This window comes from Zavarzinia compransoris, assembly GCF_003173055.1.
GTDB classification, from domain to species: Bacteria; Pseudomonadota; Alphaproteobacteria; order Zavarziniales; family Zavarziniaceae; genus Zavarzinia; species Zavarzinia compransoris.
On sequence record NZ_QGLF01000001.1, the window covers coordinates 871,576 to 887,097 of the forward strand.

The 15,522-nt window shown below is 65.7% G+C and carries 8 protein-coding genes and 1 CRISPR repeat array (1 of these 9 only partly in view); of the genes, 6 read left to right on the forward strand and 2 right to left on the reverse strand.

The annotated features are described in order from the left end of the window. The first annotated feature begins 36 nt into the window (after nt 1-36). The 3 genes from DKG75_RS04355 to DKG75_RS04365 are packed head-to-tail and all read left to right on the forward strand — an operon-like array spanning nt 37 to nt 5,499. Entirely contained in the window at nt 37-843 is an 807-nt protein-coding gene (locus tag DKG75_RS04355; RefSeq protein WP_109919830.1) for an ImuA family protein, read from the forward strand. After that, on the forward strand, nt 731-2,302 hold the full coding sequence (locus tag DKG75_RS23395; RefSeq protein ID WP_109919831.1) for a Y-family DNA polymerase: 1,572 nt from the start codon (nt 731-733) through the stop codon (nt 2,300-2,302). The genes DKG75_RS04355 and DKG75_RS23395 overlap by 113 nt, the downstream gene beginning before the upstream one ends. After that, nucleotides 2,299-5,499 carry an error-prone DNA polymerase gene (locus DKG75_RS04365; protein WP_109919832.1) on the forward strand — a complete coding sequence of 1,067 codons (3,201 nt, stop codon included), beginning with the start codon at nt 2,299-2,301 and terminating at the stop codon, nt 5,497-5,499. The genes DKG75_RS23395 and DKG75_RS04365 overlap by 4 nt, the downstream gene beginning before the upstream one ends. A 12-nt stretch (nt 5,500-5,511) precedes the next feature. On the opposite strand, the gene DKG75_RS04370 is transcribed toward DKG75_RS04365, so the two are convergent. Together DKG75_RS04370 and DKG75_RS04375 are read right to left on the reverse strand one after the other, a co-directional pair. Next, nucleotides 5,512-5,904 (reverse strand): HEPN domain-containing protein, encoded by a 393-nt coding sequence (locus tag DKG75_RS04370; RefSeq protein WP_208111939.1) that lies wholly within the window; start codon nt 5,902-5,904, stop codon nt 5,512-5,514. Then, nucleotides 5,901-6,239 (reverse strand): nucleotidyltransferase domain-containing protein, encoded by a 339-nt coding sequence (locus DKG75_RS04375; protein WP_109919833.1) that lies wholly within the window; start codon nt 6,237-6,239, stop codon nt 5,901-5,903. Before DKG75_RS04375 ends, DKG75_RS04370 begins: the two co-directional genes overlap by 4 nt. 887 nt (nt 6,240-7,126) lie before the next feature. Here DKG75_RS04375 and cas9 point away from each other — a divergent pair. The 3 genes from cas9 to cas2 are packed head-to-tail and all read left to right on the forward strand — an operon-like array spanning nt 7,127 to nt 11,636. After that, nucleotides 7,127-10,375, forward strand: a complete 3,249-nt coding sequence (gene cas9 / locus DKG75_RS04380) for a type II CRISPR RNA-guided endonuclease Cas9 (RefSeq protein WP_133636766.1) — start codon at nt 7,127-7,129, stop codon at nt 10,373-10,375. A gap of 18 nt (nt 10,376-10,393) precedes the next feature. Further along, on the forward strand, nt 10,394-11,293 hold the full coding sequence (gene cas1, locus DKG75_RS04385) for a type II CRISPR-associated endonuclease Cas1 (protein WP_109919835.1): 900 nt from the start codon (nt 10,394-10,396) through the stop codon (nt 11,291-11,293). 1 nt (nt 11,294) lies between these two features. Further along, nucleotides 11,295-11,636 (forward strand): CRISPR-associated endonuclease Cas2, encoded by a 342-nt coding sequence (gene cas2, locus DKG75_RS04390; protein WP_243746439.1) that lies wholly within the window; start codon nt 11,295-11,297, stop codon nt 11,634-11,636. A gap of 75 nt (nt 11,637-11,711) precedes the next feature. After that, nucleotides 11,712-15,522: a CRISPR direct-repeat array (repeat unit 36 nt; unit sequence AGTTTAGCGGTCTGGTGACTGGGGTCCAACCGCAAC); it runs 1,242 nt beyond the window's last position.

A 15,522-nucleotide genomic window follows, 5' to 3' on the forward strand; every position in this document is an offset into this window, starting at 1 on the left:
CTTGCCAGCGATCGGATAGGAACATATAGTGAACATATGAGCCCCGCCCCACCCTTTCACGCGCCCGGCGGCGCAACGCCTTCCTGTCCGCGGGACGCCCTGCGCCGGCAGATCGCCCGGATCGAGCGGGCCGCCCCCGGCGGGGCGCCGCCGCCCGTCTTCGCGCCCTTCGGCATCGCCGCGCTGGACGATGCCCTGGGCGGCGGTCTGGTCGCCGGGGCGCTGCATGAATTCGCCGGGCCGGCCGGGGCCGGGCTCGGCCTTCGCCTGGCGGGGGAACGGGGTGCCTTGGTCTGGGCCGGCCCGGCCGAGGTTTTCCGCGACCAGGGCCTGCCCTATGGCCCCGGCCTTGCCGGCCTCGGCCTCGACAGCCGTCGCCTGCTGCTGGTCGCGACCCGCAATGCGACCGATGCCCTGTGGGCGGCGGAGGAAGCCTTGCGCTGCCCGAGCGTCGCCGCCGTGGTGGCGGAACTGCCGGGCGATGGCCCGGTGGCCGACCTGACCGCCACCCGCCGCCTGTCGCTCGCCGCGCGGGAGGGGGGCGGCCTCGGCCTTCTCGTCCGCCACCGCGCCTTCGCCGGTACCTCCGCCGCCGCGACCCGCTGGACCGTGGCGCCCGTGCCGGGGCCGCTGGACGGCTGGGGCGGCCTCGGGGCGGCGGCCTTCGATCTCGACCTTACCCGCAACCGCCGCGGCCCCGTCGGCCGCTGGTCCCTGGCTTGGAGGCGTGATGAGCGGTGTTTCACCCTCGCGGCGCCATCTCTCGATCTGGCTGCCGTTCCTGCCCACCGACCGCATCCGCCGCGACCGGGGGCTGTCCTCCCGCTTCGCCGCGCCGGGTGACGGCCCGGCGCTGGTCACCGTCGGCAAGCGCGGCAGCGCGCTGCGGCTGAGCGCCGCCGATGCCGCCGCCCGCGCCCTCGGCCTGGCGCCAGGGCTGGCGCTGGCCGATGCCCAGGCCATGTATCCCGCCCTCGACATCGTGCCCGAGGATGCGGCGGCCGATCGCACCCTGCTGGAATGGCTGGCCGAGGGCATGGAAGCCTGGACGCCCCTCGTCGCCCTGGATCCCCCGGACGGCCTGCTGCTGGACATCACCGGCTGCGCCCATCTCTTCGACGGCGAGGTGGCGATGGCCGCCGCCATCCGCCGGCAGTTGAACGCGCGCGGCATCCATGCCCGCATCGCCGTGGCGGGCACGGTCGGCTGCGCCTCGGCGCTGGCCCGCCACGGGGCCGAGGTGGCGGCGGCCCGGGGGCGGGAACGCGCCCTGCTCGCCCCCCTGCCCCTGGCCGCCCTCCGCCTCGACGACAACCGTATCCGGGGCCTGGAGGAAGCCGGGCTCGAAACCGTGGCCGACCTGCTGTCGCGCCCGCGAGCGCCGCTGGCCGCCCGCTACGGCGCTGTCCTGCTGCATCGCCTGGACCAAGCCCTCGGCCTTGTCGACGAGCCGATCTCGCCCCGCCGCCCGGTGCCCGAATATCTGGTCGAACGCCGGCTGCTGGAGCCGATCGGCCTGGAAAGCCATATCCTCGCCGCGCTTGCGGCCCTGGGCGATCTTCTCGGCGGGCAGTTGGAGACGGCGGGCCTCGGCGCCGCCCGGATCGAGGCCAGCCTGTTCCGGGTCGACGGCAAGGTGGAGCGGCTGACGGTCGGGGCCAGCCGGCCGCTGGTGCGGGGGGACGAGATGCGCCGCCTGTTCGCCGACCGGCTGGCCGCCCTGAAGGATGGCGTCGAAGCCGGTTTCGGCTTCGAACTGATCCGCCTTGCCGCCGTCGAGACCGCCCGCCGCCCGCCCCGCCAGCCGGGCTTCGACGGCGCCGCCGCCCTCGACGCGGAACAGGCCTTCGCCGGCCTCGTCGATCACCTGACGGCCCGGCTCGGCGCCGCGCAGGTGCGCCGCCTCGCCCCCCGGGACAGCCATGTGCCGGAACGGGCCATGGCCCTGGCCGGGGCGGGCGACCGGCCGCCGCCCGCGCCGGCCCCGGCGCAGGACAGCCAAATCCCCGCCCGTCCCTTCCGCCTCTTCGAGCGGCCGGAGGCGATCGAAGCCCTGGCCGAGGTACCCGACGGCCCGCCCCGGCGCTTTCGCTGGCGCAGCGCCTGGCACCAGGTCGCCCGCGCCGAAGGGCCGGAGCGGATCGCCACCGAATGGTGGCAGGCGGCGGACGACGGCCTGCCCACCCGCGACTATTTCCGCATCGAGACCGAGGCCGGCCTGCGGCTCTGGCTGTTCCGCGCCGGGCTTTACGGCCGCGAGACCGACCGCCCGTCCTGGCACCTGCACGGGGTCTTCCTGTGAGCGCCGCCTATGCCGAGCTTGCGGTCGCCACCGGTTACAGCTTCCTGCGCGGCGCCTCCCACGCCGACGAACTGGTGCTGACGGCGAAGGCCCTCGGCCTTGCCGGGATCGGCGTCGCCGACCGCAATTCGGTGGCGGGCGTGGTCCGGGCCCATGTCGCGGCCCGGGACCAGGGTTTCCGCCTGATCGTCGGCGCCCGCCTGGTCTTTCGCGACGGCACGCCCGATATCCTGGCCTATCCGCGCGACCGGGCGGCCTGGGCCCGCCTCACCCGCCTGCTCGCCCAGGGCAAGTTGCGGGCACCCAAGGGTGAGTGCCATCTCGACCTCGCCGATCTCGACCGCTGGCAGGAGGGGCTGAACCTGATCCTGTGCCCGCCCGCCCTGCCGGACGAGGGGGTGACCGCCGCCGTGCTGCGCCGCTTCCGGGGCCGGATCCGGCTCGGCGCCGCCATGCTCTACCAGGGTGACGACCACCGCCGCCTCGCCCGGCTGCGGGCCCTGGCACAGGCCGCCCGGGTGCCCCTGCTGGCGACGAACGACGTCCTCTATCACAGTCCGGCGCGCCGCCCCCTGGCCGATGTCATGACCTGCATCCGCGAGCATGTCACCCTCGAGGCGGCGGGCCTTCGCCTGGCCGCCAATGCCGAACGCCACCTGAAGCCGCCGGCCGAAATGGCCCGCCTGTTCGCCCAGGCGCCGGAAGCGGTGGCGGAAACCCTGGCCTTTCTCGACGACTGCCGCTTCTCGCTCGACCAATTGTCCTACGATTATCCCGACGAGATCGTCGCCGGTTACAGCGATCCCCAGTCCGCCCTGGCGGCCCTGGCGGAACGGGGCATCGCCTGGCGTTACCCCGGCGGCATGCCGGACAGGACCCGCCGCACCCTGGACAAGGAACTGGCCCTGATCGGCCGCCTGTCCTATGCGCCCTATTTCCTCACCGTCCACGACATCGTCCGCTTTGCGCGGGGGCAAGGCATCCTGTGCCAGGGTCGGGGCTCGGCGGCCAATTCCCTCGTCTGCTATCTTCTCGGTATCACCGAGGTCAACCCGGAGGAAGTGGACCTCCTGTTCGAGCGTTTCGTCAGTGCCGAGCGGCAGGAACCGCCCGATATCGACGTCGATTTCGAGCACGAGCGCCGGGAAGAAGTGATCCAATATATCTACAGGCGTTACGGCCGCGACCGCGCCGCCCTTGCCGCCACCGTGATCTCCTATCGCGGGCGCAGCGCGATGCGCGAGGTCGGCAAGGTCTTCGGCCTTTCCGGCGATATTGCCGGGCGGCTGTCCGGCATGCTGTGGGGCTGGAGCCGGAAGGGCATCGCCGACGACGAGGCCAGGCGCGCCGGCCTCGACCCCGGGGACCGGCGGCTCGGCCTCGCCCTCGATCTGGCGCGCGAACTGACCGGCTTTCCGCGCCATCTGTCGCAGCATGTGGGCGGCTTCGTCATCACCCGGGGCCGGCTCGACGAACTGGTGCCGATCGAGAATGCGGCGATGGCGGACCGTTTCGTCGTCGAATGGGACAAGGACGATCTCGATGCCCTGCGCATCCTGAAGATCGACGTGCTGGCGCTCGGCATGCTCACCTGCATCCGCAAGGCGCTGGGCCTGATGCGCGACCGTTACGGCCTGTCCGGGCACATGGGGGATATTCCCCGGAACGAGGCCGCGGTCTACGACATGCTGTGCACGGCGGATTCCGTCGGCCTCTTCCAGGTCGAAAGCCGGGCGCAGATGACCATGCTGCCGCGCCTGAAGCCGCGCAATTACTACGACCTCGTGATCGAGGTGGCGATCGTCCGCCCCGGCCCGATCCAGGGCAACATGGTGCATCCCTACCTGAAGCGCCGGAACGGGGAGGAGGTCGTCGAATACCCGGGCCCGAAGGACGGCGACCCCCGCGAATTGGAGCGGGTCCTGAAGAAGACCTGCGGCGTGCCCCTGTTCCAGGAACAGGCGATGCAGATCGCCATGGTCGCCGCCGAATTCAGCGGCGACGAGGCCGACCGGCTGCGCCGGGCCATGGCGACCTTCCGCCGGACCGGCACCATCCACCTCTACCAGGACCGTTTCGTCGGCCGCATGATCGAGCGCGGCTATCCCGAGGATTTCGCCAAGGGCTGCTTCGAGCAGATCAAGGGCTTCGGCGACTACGGCTTTCCGGAAAGCCATGCCGCCAGCTTCGCCCTGCTGGTCTATGTCTCGGCCTGGATCAAGTGCCGGTACCCGGATGTCTTTGCCGCCGCCATCCTGAACAGCCAGCCCATGGGGTTCTACGCCCCCGCCCAACTGGTGCGCGATGCCGCCGAACACGGGGTCGAGATCCGCCCCGTCGACATCAATGCCTCGGTCTGGGACAACGGGCTGGAGCCCGGCGGCCAAGGCCGCCTGCATCCCCGCTTCGCGGCCATGGCCGGGGCGATCCGGGCAAGCCATGCGCTTCGCCTCGGCTTTCGCCAGATCGACGGCTTCAAGGAAGAAGACGCCCGCCGGATCGAGGCCGGGCGCGGCGCCGGCTTCGATTCCATCCGCGACCTCTGGCTACGCACCGGCCTGCCGGTCGCGGCGCTGGAGCGGCTGGCCCTGGCCGATGGCTTCCGCTCGCTCGGCCTCGACCGGCGCGACGCGCTCTGGGCGGTGAAGGGCCTGCGCCGGGCGGGCGACAAGGACGACCTGCCGCTGTTCCGCACCGCGGCCGACCCCGGCACGGTGGAACCCGACGCGGCCCTGACCCCGCTTACCCCGGGCCAGCAGGTGATCGAGGACTACCACCGTCTGCATCTGTCGCTGAAGGGGCACCCGGTCGGCTTCCTGCGCGACCGCCTGCGTGCCGCCGGCGCCGTCCGCAACATCGATCTCGCAAGCCTGAAATCCGGCCGCCGCCTCACCGTCTCGGGCCTCGTCCTCGTCCGCCAGCGCCCGGGCACCGCCAGCGGCGTCATCTTCATGACCCTGGAAGACGAGACCGGCATCGCCAATATCGTGGTCTGGCCGAAGATCTACGAACAATTCCGCCCCATCGTGCTGGGGGCGCGCCTCGTCACCGTCACCGGCCGCCTGCAAGCCGCGGAAAACGTCATCCACGTCATCGCCGCCACGATCGACGACCGCACCCCCTGGCTCGCCGAAATCGCCAGGGGCGACCGCCGCAGCCCCGCCACCGCCCTGCCCAAGGGCCGGAATTTTCATTGAGGCGAGAGGCGTTTATTCCAGAAAAAAATTGCCCCTCAACGTCTCTATAAAATATTCGGCGCGATCAATAATTATTTCGACATCCTTGGAATCAAGAACGCCCCCTCGATAATCGGCAATCAATCTCATTTCCTCGGCCCTCTTCAAAGATCTTCCAAGATCCTTGCCGACCAGGCCAGTCTTCACGAAATGCAGGCTGAATGCATTGATTACGCCAGCGTGAGATTTTCCATGTTTTTCATGAGGGAGAAATTTGGCCAGAACGGCGCATCCCGCGTCAAACATGGCATAATAAGCGCGATTGCAAGCGCCATCCCGATCACCGTGATTCAGCAGCAAGCGAGCGGAACTGCACGCCTGAACAGCCTTATCCATCAGGCGCATGGCATCGGGGCCGGCCGTCACAGGCGCACGCCTTCCCTGGCGATATTTTCGAGCAGTTGAGGATTGGAGTAATCCTCAGGGCGGGCCCATTCATTCAGCCATATGGGCAAGGGCGAAATATTGACACCCGTTTCAAGCAGGATGTCGTAAGCAATATCCGACATGTCCAGCTTCGTCGCGACAAAGCGCTGAGGATCCCCGCCCAGGATCACCGCGACATCGGCATCACTATCCGGCCGATGCGTGCCCCGCGCACGGCTGCCATAGACGATGACATCCAGTGGTTCATAGCGGTCGTGCAGCAAGCTCGCAAAGCGCCGCACGGCATGCTCGGTTACGGGGTCGAGGTCGCGCATAGGCTCTCTCTTAAAGGTGACTAAGGATACTTCCTTCCCTTCTCACCTCGCAATCAAGCCCGATCGGCATGGAAAGCCGCAAAACAAGAAGGGCGACAGGCCGCAGCCTGTCGCCCATTTGACGCCTTTCGGCTTGTTAGCAGAGGGCCCAATTAGCAAAGCCGTCTGCAACTCAGCTACCCTAGCGCCGATTTTTAATCGGAGTAAGAAGTAAGCTGATAGAGATTTACATGGAAAGAAATATTTCTAAAAAATAATATTTACGAATTCTAGATTTCGAAAATTTTATGAGGAGTTTTTAATAAAATCCCCCATGCAATTGCTCTCGCAGGAAACCCTACATTGCCAACCACTCTCGCCGACGATATGCTGAGAAAGGCTAAAAAAATTCACCGAAATCGGCAACTAGGTTAGCTGAACAAACTGGAAAAGGTGTCGTGCCAAAAAATACCCCTTGACTCACTCGTAAAGTAATGAGAATGAATTCAGGGTGGAGTGTGAGCGATCGATTTGGAAGTGACGCTCACACTCCTTTCACTCTGTTGGAAAAGAGTCGGCGATGTGGCATATCGTCACAATATAACCAACCGCCCCATTTATGGGGCCCCATCCACAATAACCCTACCTTGTTGACTCGGAAGAGTCCAGCGGGTGCTGCTGTGAGTTAAGCTCACAAACAAAGAAGGCGACAGGCCGCAGCCTGTCGCCATTTTTTGCATGTTTCAGCGTGTTAACGATCAGAACCCCAGTCACCAGACCGCTAAACGTATCTTGTGATTTTCCTAACCGCTAATCGTCAGTGTATGAATTTTTCCACTTGGAAGTGTCTCTGTCAAGTCTCATCCTGAGCGGCCTATCGTTTCAAAATCACAACCAGGAAGAAGCGTATGCCTCAGGTGCGACGGCCCTATCGTCTCGGTCTTGACCTTGGGTCTACCTCCCTCGGCTGGTTCCTGGTCTGGCTCGACGGGCGGGGCAATCCGAAGGCGCTCGGCCCCGGTGGGGTGCGTATCTTCCATGACGGGCGCGAGGCGAAATCGCGGAAGTCCAGTGCGGTGGCGCGGCGGGTCGCGCGGGGCATGCGGCGGCGGCGGGATCGCTATGTCCGGCGCCGGGCGGCGCTGCTGCAAGCCCTGGTCGATTATGGCCTGATGCCGGCGGATGAAGGCGGGCGGAAGGCGCTGGAGGCGCTCGATCCCTATGACCTGCGTGTCGCGGGCCTGGATGGCCCCCTGCCTCTGCATCATTTCGGCCGGGTGATCTTTCACCTGGATCAGCGGCGCGGTTTCAAGTCCAACCGCAAATCGGAAAAGGGTGACGGCGAGGCCGGCCTGATCAAGCAGGCGGCAACCCGGCTGAAAGCGGCCATGGCCGAGGAAAAGGCCCGCACGCTCGGCGAATTCCTGCATCACCGCCGCCTTAAGGGGGAGACGGTGCGCGTCCGCCTGAAAGGCGCGGGGGCCAAAGCCTCCCCGACCCGCGACGATCTGGCCGGTGGCCTTGATGGCGATGGACGGGCCAAGGCCTCCTATGATTTCTACCCGACCCGCGACCTGATCGAGGTGGAGTTCGACACGCTGTGGGCGGCCCAGGCCGCCCACCACCCCGAACTCACCGCCGCCGTGCAGGCGGCGCTGGCCCGCATCATCTTCTATCAGCGCCCGCTGCGCAGCCCGCCGCCGGGCAAATGTGCCCTGCTGCCCGCGCGCGACAAGGACGACCTCGAAGGCTACCGCGCGCCCCGCGCCCATCCCCTGGCCCAACACTTCCGCGTCTGGCAGGAGGTGCGCAACCTCCGCATCGAGATGGCCGGCACCCCCCAGCGCCGCCTGATGCCCGAAGAGGGGGAGTTGGTCGGCAAGGCCTTGCTTGCCGCCAACAGCCTGTCCTTCGACAAGATGCGTGCCCTGTTGAAACTGCCCGCCGAGGCGCGCTTCAACCTCGAAAGCGAAAAGCGCGACCGGCTGAAGGGCGACGAGACGGCGGAACGGCTGGCGGCCAAGAAAATCTTCGGCAAGGACTGGCGCCATTTCCCGCCTGCGAAGCAATGGGCGATCGTCGACCGCCTGCTGAACGAGGAAGACGAACCCACCCTGATCGACTGGCTGGTGACCGAGGCCGGCGCCTCCCGCAGCGTTGCAGCAGCCGCCGCCGGCACCGCCCTGCCCGATGGCTATGGCCGCCTCGGCCTGCGCGCCTTGAAGATCCTCGTGCCCCTGATGGCCGGCGGCCTCAGCTATGACGAGGCTTGCGTCGAGGGGCTGGGCAAATCCCATTCGGTCAAGGACCGGGGCGATCTGCTGCCCCGCCTGCCCTATTACGGCCAATGGCTGCAGGACGATGTGGTCGGCACCGGCGATCCCTGGGACACGCCTGAAAAGCGGTTCGGTCGCCTGCCCAACCCGACCGTCCATATCGGCCTCGGCCAGGTGCGCCGCATCGTCAATGCTCTGATCGACCGCTATGGCCCGCCGGCCCAGGTGGTGGTCGAAATGACCCGCGACTTCAAGCTCTCGCCCCGGCAATTGGCCGAGGTCGAGAAGGAACAGGCCGCCAACCAGCGCCGGAACGATGCCCGCCGCGAGAAGTTGGCCGAGCTGGGCGTCGCCGTCAATGCCCGCAACCTGCTGAAACTGCGCCTTTGGGAAGAGCTTTCGCCGCGCGACAGCATTGAGCGGGACTGCCCGTTCACGCCCGAGAAAATCGGGCTTCGACGGCTGTTTTCCGAGAACGGAGAGGTGGAGATCGAACACCTGATCCCCTTCTCCATTTCTTTCGACGACAGTGCGGCGAACAAGACGGTGGCGCTGCGCCGGGCCAACCGGGACAAGGGCAATCGCACGCCCTGGCAGGCTTTCCACAACGATCCGCGCTACGACTGGCCGGGCATCGCCGCCCGCGCCGCGCAATTGCCGAAGAACAAGCGCTGGCGCTTCGCCCCCGATGCCTTGGAACGTTTCGGCGACGAGGAGGGCTTCCTCGCCCGCCAGCTGAACGAGACCGGCTGGCTGGCGCGCATGGCCAAGGATTACCTGAGCGCGGTCACCCCGGCCAATCAGGTCTGGGTCATTCCCGGCCGGCTGACCGCCCTGCTGCGGGCCAAATGGGGCCTGAACGGCCTGCTGCCCAACAATTACGGCGACAGCAAGAGCCGGCTGGACCACCGCCATCACGCGATCGATGCCCTGGTCGCCGCCCTGACCAGCCGGCGCCTGCTGCTCCTGATGGCCAGCACCTATGACGAGGAGCGCGACCGCATCGTCGTGCCCCTGCCCTTGCCCGACCTGCACGACAGCCTGAGCGCCTGGCGCGACCGGATGACCGTCTCCCACAAGGCGGACCACGGCGCCCAGGCTGGCCAGCGGACCGGCAACGCCACCTCGGGCCGGCTGCACGAGGAAACCGCCTATGGCCTCGTCCGCGATCCCGCGGCCGAGGACGGCATGAACCTCGTCTACCGCAAGACGTTCGAGGCGCTGACGGAGGCGGAACTGCCCCGGATCCGCGACCGCCGCCTGCGCGATCTGGTCGCCGCTCATTGGGCCGAGGCGAAGCCAAGCGGGCAGAAGCTCGCCGACGCCCTCGGCGACTTCGCCCGCATGGTCAAGGATCCCCATATCGCCAACGGCATCAGGCGCGTCCGTATTCTGAAGAAGGAAAAGGCTGAATTCCTGGTCGCCATCGCCCCGGACGGCGGCGGGCCGGCCTACAAGGCCTATGCCGCCGGCGACAATGCCTTCATCGACATCATCGAGACGGCGGACGGCAAATGGATCGGCGAGGCGACCTCCGTCTTCAGTGCCAACACGCCCTCGAACCAGCCGGCCTGGCGCCAGTGGCCGGACGCGAGCTTCGTCATGCGGGTGTTCAAGGGTGACCTTTTGCGGCTGAACTGGAAGGGCCGGGACTGCATCATGATCGTCCGCCGCCTGGACGCGGCGGCGAATCGCTTCAAGCTGGCCCTGCATTGCGAGGCGGGCAGCCTGGACAAGCGCCACGACGCCGAGGACGACCCCTTCGAATGGCTGATGGCCAGCTATTCGACCCTGAAGGCCATGGGGGCGCAAAAGGTCCGGGTGGATGAACTGGGCACGGTCTGGCGGCTGGACCCCGCCGATGCCCTGAAGCGCCTGTAACGTCAAGGGGCGCGGGCGATGGTCGGGCGCGTGATCGATATCGCGACGGACGGCCGCCACGTCGCCCTGAACCGCGGCTTCCTCGTCGTCTCGGACGGGGGCGCGGAAGTCGGCCGCGTGGCCGTCGACGGTATCGCCGCCCTGGTGACCAATGCCCACGGCCTCACCTTCACCAACAATGTCCTGGTCGAATTGTCGCGCCGGGGCATTCCGGTCGTGCTGTGCGGCCCGAACCACAGGCCGGAAGCGATCGTCTGGCCGGTCGACGGCCATCACCAGCAATCGGGCCGCATGGCCGACCAGATCGCCGCCAGCACCCCCTTGAAGAAACGCCTGTGGGCACAGATCGTCCGGGCCAAGATCCTGGCGCAAGGGGCCACCCTTGCCGCGGTGGGCGCCCGCCATGCCGGGTTTCAGCTGCTGTCGCGCAAGGTCCGGTCCGGCGACCCGGACAATGTGGAGGCCGAGGCGGCGCGGCGCTACTGGCCCCTGCTGTTCGGGCCCGAATTCCGCCGCGACCGGGACGATCCCGGCATCAACGGGCTGCTCAACTACGGCTATGCCGTGCTGCGCGCCGGCGTCGCCCGGGCGGTGATGGCCGGCGGGCTCCACCCCGGCATCGGCCTGATGCATGCCAATCGCGGCAATCCCATGGTGCTGGTCGACGACTTGATGGAACCCTTCCGCCCGGCCGTTGACCTCGAAGTCTGGCGCCTGGTGCGCGAGGGTGCGGCAGGTGTCGATACCGCGGCCAAGACGGCGCTGGCCCGGGCCATGGTCCTCGACCTGCCGACCGCCCAGGGCCTGAGCCCGGTGATGACCTGCGCCGAACGCCTCGTCGCCTCGCTGGCCCGGGCGCATGCCGGCGAGGGCGAGGATCTCGCCCTGCCCCTGCCCCGCTTGCCGCTGGAGGGCTGATGTGGACCAAAGCCCGGCCCTCAGCGCCTATCGCATCATGTGGCTGATCGTCCTCTTCGACCTGCCCGTGGGCACGAAAGCCGAACGCCGGGCCGCCACCCGGTTCCGCCTGGGCCTCCAGGACCTCGGCTTCGAAATGTCGCAATTCTCGGTCTATCTTCGCTTTGCCGCCGGCAAGGAAAAGGCCGAAGCCCTGTGCCGCCAGATCGAAGCCCTGATGCCGAAGAGCGGCAAGGTCCACGTCGTCCAGATCACCGACAAACAATATGAGATGATCCGCACCTACCGGGGAAGAAAACGTGAACCAGGCCCGAAAAACCCGAATCAACTTGTCCTGTTCTAGCCCCGCCACGGCCCGGCCCCCGCCTCCCTCCAGAAAGAAAAAAGGCCCTGAAATCAGGGCCTTAGTTCATATCGCAGTTTAGCGGTCTGGTGACTGGGGTCCAACCGCAACCCATGGGTGGATTACTTGCCCTTCTGACCGAGTTTAGCGGTCTGGTGACTGGGGTCCAACCGCAACCAGCAGCGGCAACGGCGCCCAGATCGGCAGAGTTTAGCGGTCTGGTGACTGGGGTCCAACCGCAACCCGAAGCCGCCCGGGCCTCTGCGCTGGCGCAGTTTAGCGGTCTGGTGACTGGGGTCCAACCGCAACCTAGACCGGCGCTTCACGCGCCAGGCCGGGAGTTTAGCGGTCTGGTGACTGGGGTCCAACCGCAACATAAACCGACCCCTCGTCACCGACCAGATCAGTTTAGCGGTCTGGTGACTGGGGTCCAACCGCAACGAAATAGATGTCGGAGGCATTGGCGAGCACAGTTTAGCGGTCTGGTGACTGGGGTCCAACCGCAACAGGCCGCGCAGATCGCCGCGCGTGGCTTCAAGTTTAGCGGTCTGGTGACTGGGGTCCAACCGCAACCAACCTGGGGGACGATGGATTGGTGGTAGCAGTTTAGCGGTCTGGTGACTGGGGTCCAACCGCAACACGCAAGGCCGACAAGCTGTCCGAGCTGAAAGTTTAGCGGTCTGGTGACTGGGGTCCAACCGCAACCGTTACGTAACTCGAAGTACGCTAGCGGGAAGTTTAGCGGTCTGGTGACTGGGGTCCAACCGCAACGGATACGGAAGCCCTCGGCGGCGGCGAAATAGTTTAGCGGTCTGGTGACTGGGGTCCAACCGCAACAACGCTCTCGAACTGTTCATTTGCCATGTTAGTTTAGCGGTCTGGTGACTGGGGTCCAACCGCAACCAGCCGCCCCTTTTCGTCGAGCCCCGGTTGAGTTTAGCGGTCTGGTGACTGGGGTCCAACCGCAACAAACCCCAATAGGAGTCGTTGCCGTCGACGAGTTTAGCGGTCTGGTGACTGGGGTCCAACCGCAACCGCCGTAATCGCCGAAGCGGATCACGCTGCAGTTTAGCGGTCTGGTGACTGGGGTCCAACCGCAACAAGCCGCGCGATCGAGAAAGCCAAGCGCGAAGTTTAGCGGTCTGGTGACTGGGGTCCAACCGCAACCAGCCGATGGTTTCGTAGCTGGCAATCAATAGTTTAGCGGTCTGGTGACTGGGGTCCAACCGCAACACCGCCGCCGGCGAAACGGTGGGGGGGAAGAGTTTAGCGGTCTGGTGACTGGGGTCCAACCGCAACTAGAACTATCAACAATAGTATTTCCACTAAAGTTTAGCGGTCTGGTGACTGGGGTCCAACCGCAACACCTCGGGCGCCATGACCCTCGCCGCCGGTAGTTTAGCGGTCTGGTGACTGGGGTCCAACCGCAACTACCTCGAGCGGCAGGGCCTGATCAGCGTGAGTTTAGCGGTCTGGTGACTGGGGTCCAACCGCAACCAGCGCTGCGGCTTGGTCCTGTATCAGCTTAGTTTAGCGGTCTGGTGACTGGGGTCCAACCGCAACTCGGCCCAGCAGGTGCTGAGCGACCTGCGCAGTTTAGCGGTCTGGTGACTGGGGTCCAACCGCAACCTACGATAATCGGCCAGCAGCGCGCGGTGGAGTTTAGCGGTCTGGTGACTGGGGTCCAACCGCAACGATGCACACCCAGGACTGCCCGGTGCCGCAAGTTTAGCGGTCTGGTGACTGGGGTCCAACCGCAACGTCGATGGCGACCAGGTCGCTCCTGGACGCAGTTTAGCGGTCTGGTGACTGGGGTCCAACCGCAACGGCGGATCGCGCGATCGCAAAGCGTGCGGAAGTTTAGCGGTCTGGTGACTGGGGTCCAACCGCAACCGGCAGCGGGAGCGGATCGCCAATGGCGACAGTTTAGCGGTCTGGTGACTGGGGTCCAACCGCAACCATGGTCGCGATGTCCTTGCCCGCCAGCAGAGTTTAGCGGTCTGGTGACTGGGGTCCAACCGCAACTGCCGTTCGTGTCGCCAGAAAACGATCAGAAGTTTAGCGGTCTGGTGACTGGGGTCCAACCGCAACCTTGCCGGTCAGGGCAAGATCGGCTTCCATAGTTTAGCGGTCTGGTGACTGGGGTCCAACCGCAACCGCCCGCTCCAGCGGGTGCATCCGGGCCCCAGTTTAGCGGTCTGGTGACTGGGGTCCAACCGCAACCAACAGGCGCCGCGTTCTACGGCTCCGGCGAGTTTAGCGGTCTGGTGACTGGGGTCCAACCGCAACCGTAACGATCGCGGGTTCCAGTGCGGGGATAGTTTAGCGGTCTGGTGACTGGGGTCCAACCGCAACGAGGGTTACACTCATGTATTTTTTCACGCCAGTTTAGCGGTCTGGTGACTGGGGTCCAACCGCAACGAAGCAAGATCGCACATCGGCTCGCCAGAGAGTTTAGCGGTCTGGTGACTGGGGTCCAACCGCAACCGAGCCAACCTACGCCGACCTTGACGGAATCAGTTTAGCGGTCTGGTGACTGGGGTCCAACCGCAACGAGGCCGTCGAGCCATTCAGAAAACGCGGAAGTTTAGCGGTCTGGTGACTGGGGTCCAACCGCAACGCCGAGACCTTCGCATCGGTGAAGGCCTATAGTTTAGCGGTCTGGTGACTGGGGTCCAACCGCAACGGCATCATGCAGCGCGGCGCCCTGAAGGCGAGTTTAGCGGTCTGGTGACTGGGGTCCAACCGCAACCAGGGAAGCCGTCGTCGACCTAGCGCAGGAAGTTTAGCGGTCTGGTGACTGGGGTCCAACCGCAACTTCTTTTAAGTTACGTCCTTTAGACTTGAAAGTTTAGCGGTCTGGTGACTGGGGTCCAACCGCAACCGTACTAGCCGCCGAAACGGCAATCGGGCTAGTTTAGCGGTCTGGTGACTGGGGTCCAACCGCAACGGACTTCTGGCGCGCCAAGCCCGGCAAGGAAGTTTAGCGGTCTGGTGACTGGGGTCCAACCGCAACGCTATGGCGCCTTCGGGCGCCAGGTCAAGGAGTTTAGCGGTCTGGTGACTGGGGTCCAACCGCAACCGCGGGGCCGATACCATCGACGAAGCGCCGAGTTTAGCGGTCTGGTGACTGGGGTCCAACCGCAACGAAGAAGGCCGAGGCGCGGCGCGACGGGCGAGTTTAGCGGTCTGGTGACTGGGGTCCAACCGCAACAATCAGTCGGTCGCATCGTCGAAGCCCTTGAGTTTAGCGGTCTGGTGACTGGGGTCCAACCGCAACGGCGGCCTGATCGTGGCCCGATGGTTCGGGAGTTTAGCGGTCTGGTGACTGGGGTCCAACCGCAACAAGACGATCACCACGGGCGTGAAGGCAGCGAGTTTAGCGGTCTGGTGACTGGGGTCCAACCGCAACGCGCCGCTTCATCGAAAACGAATTCGGCTAAGTTTAGCGGTCTGGTGACTGGGGTCCAACCGCAACTGAACGCTTGCCCACATTGCCTTTCGTGTCAGTTTAGCGGTCTGGTGACTGGGGTCCAACCGCAACTGGCGCGGATTCTGGTCGCAAGGCGACGGCAGTTTAGCGGTCTGGTGACTGGGGTCCAACCGCAACACCGCGGTCGGCATCGATATCGATCCGACCAGTTTAGCGGTCTGGTGACTGGGGTCCAACCGCAATGGACGAGCGCGTACTGCGCACCTTTTGCGGAGTTTAGCGGTCTGGTGACTGGGGTCCAACCGCAACGCCTGCGCCTCTCTTGTTCAATCTCGTCTTAGTTTAGCGGTCTGGTGACTGGGGTCCAACCGCAACGCTGGAGAGCTTCAAACGCTACAACCTGCGAGTTTAGCGGTCTGGTGACTGGGGTCCAACCGCAACGTGCGGTAGACC

What these genes read in the sequence shown, in the direction of transcription:
- DKG75_RS04355 (WP_109919830.1), top strand. Translation starts at nt 37, where the DNA reads ATGAGCCCCGCCCCACCCTTTCACGCGCCCGGCGGCGCAACGCCTTCC.
- cas9 (WP_133636766.1), top strand. Translation starts at nt 7,127, where the DNA reads ATGCCTCAGGTGCGACGGCCCTATCGTCTCGGTCTTGACCTTGGGTCT.
- DKG75_RS04375 (WP_109919833.1), bottom strand. Translation starts at nt 6,239, where the DNA reads ATGCGCGACCTCGACCCCGTAACCGAGCATGCCGTGCGGCGCTTTGCG.
- cas1 (WP_109919835.1), top strand. Translation starts at nt 10,394, where the DNA reads ATGGTCGGGCGCGTGATCGATATCGCGACGGACGGCCGCCACGTCGCC.
- DKG75_RS23395 (WP_109919831.1), top strand. Translation starts at nt 731, where the DNA reads ATGAGCGGTGTTTCACCCTCGCGGCGCCATCTCTCGATCTGGCTGCCG.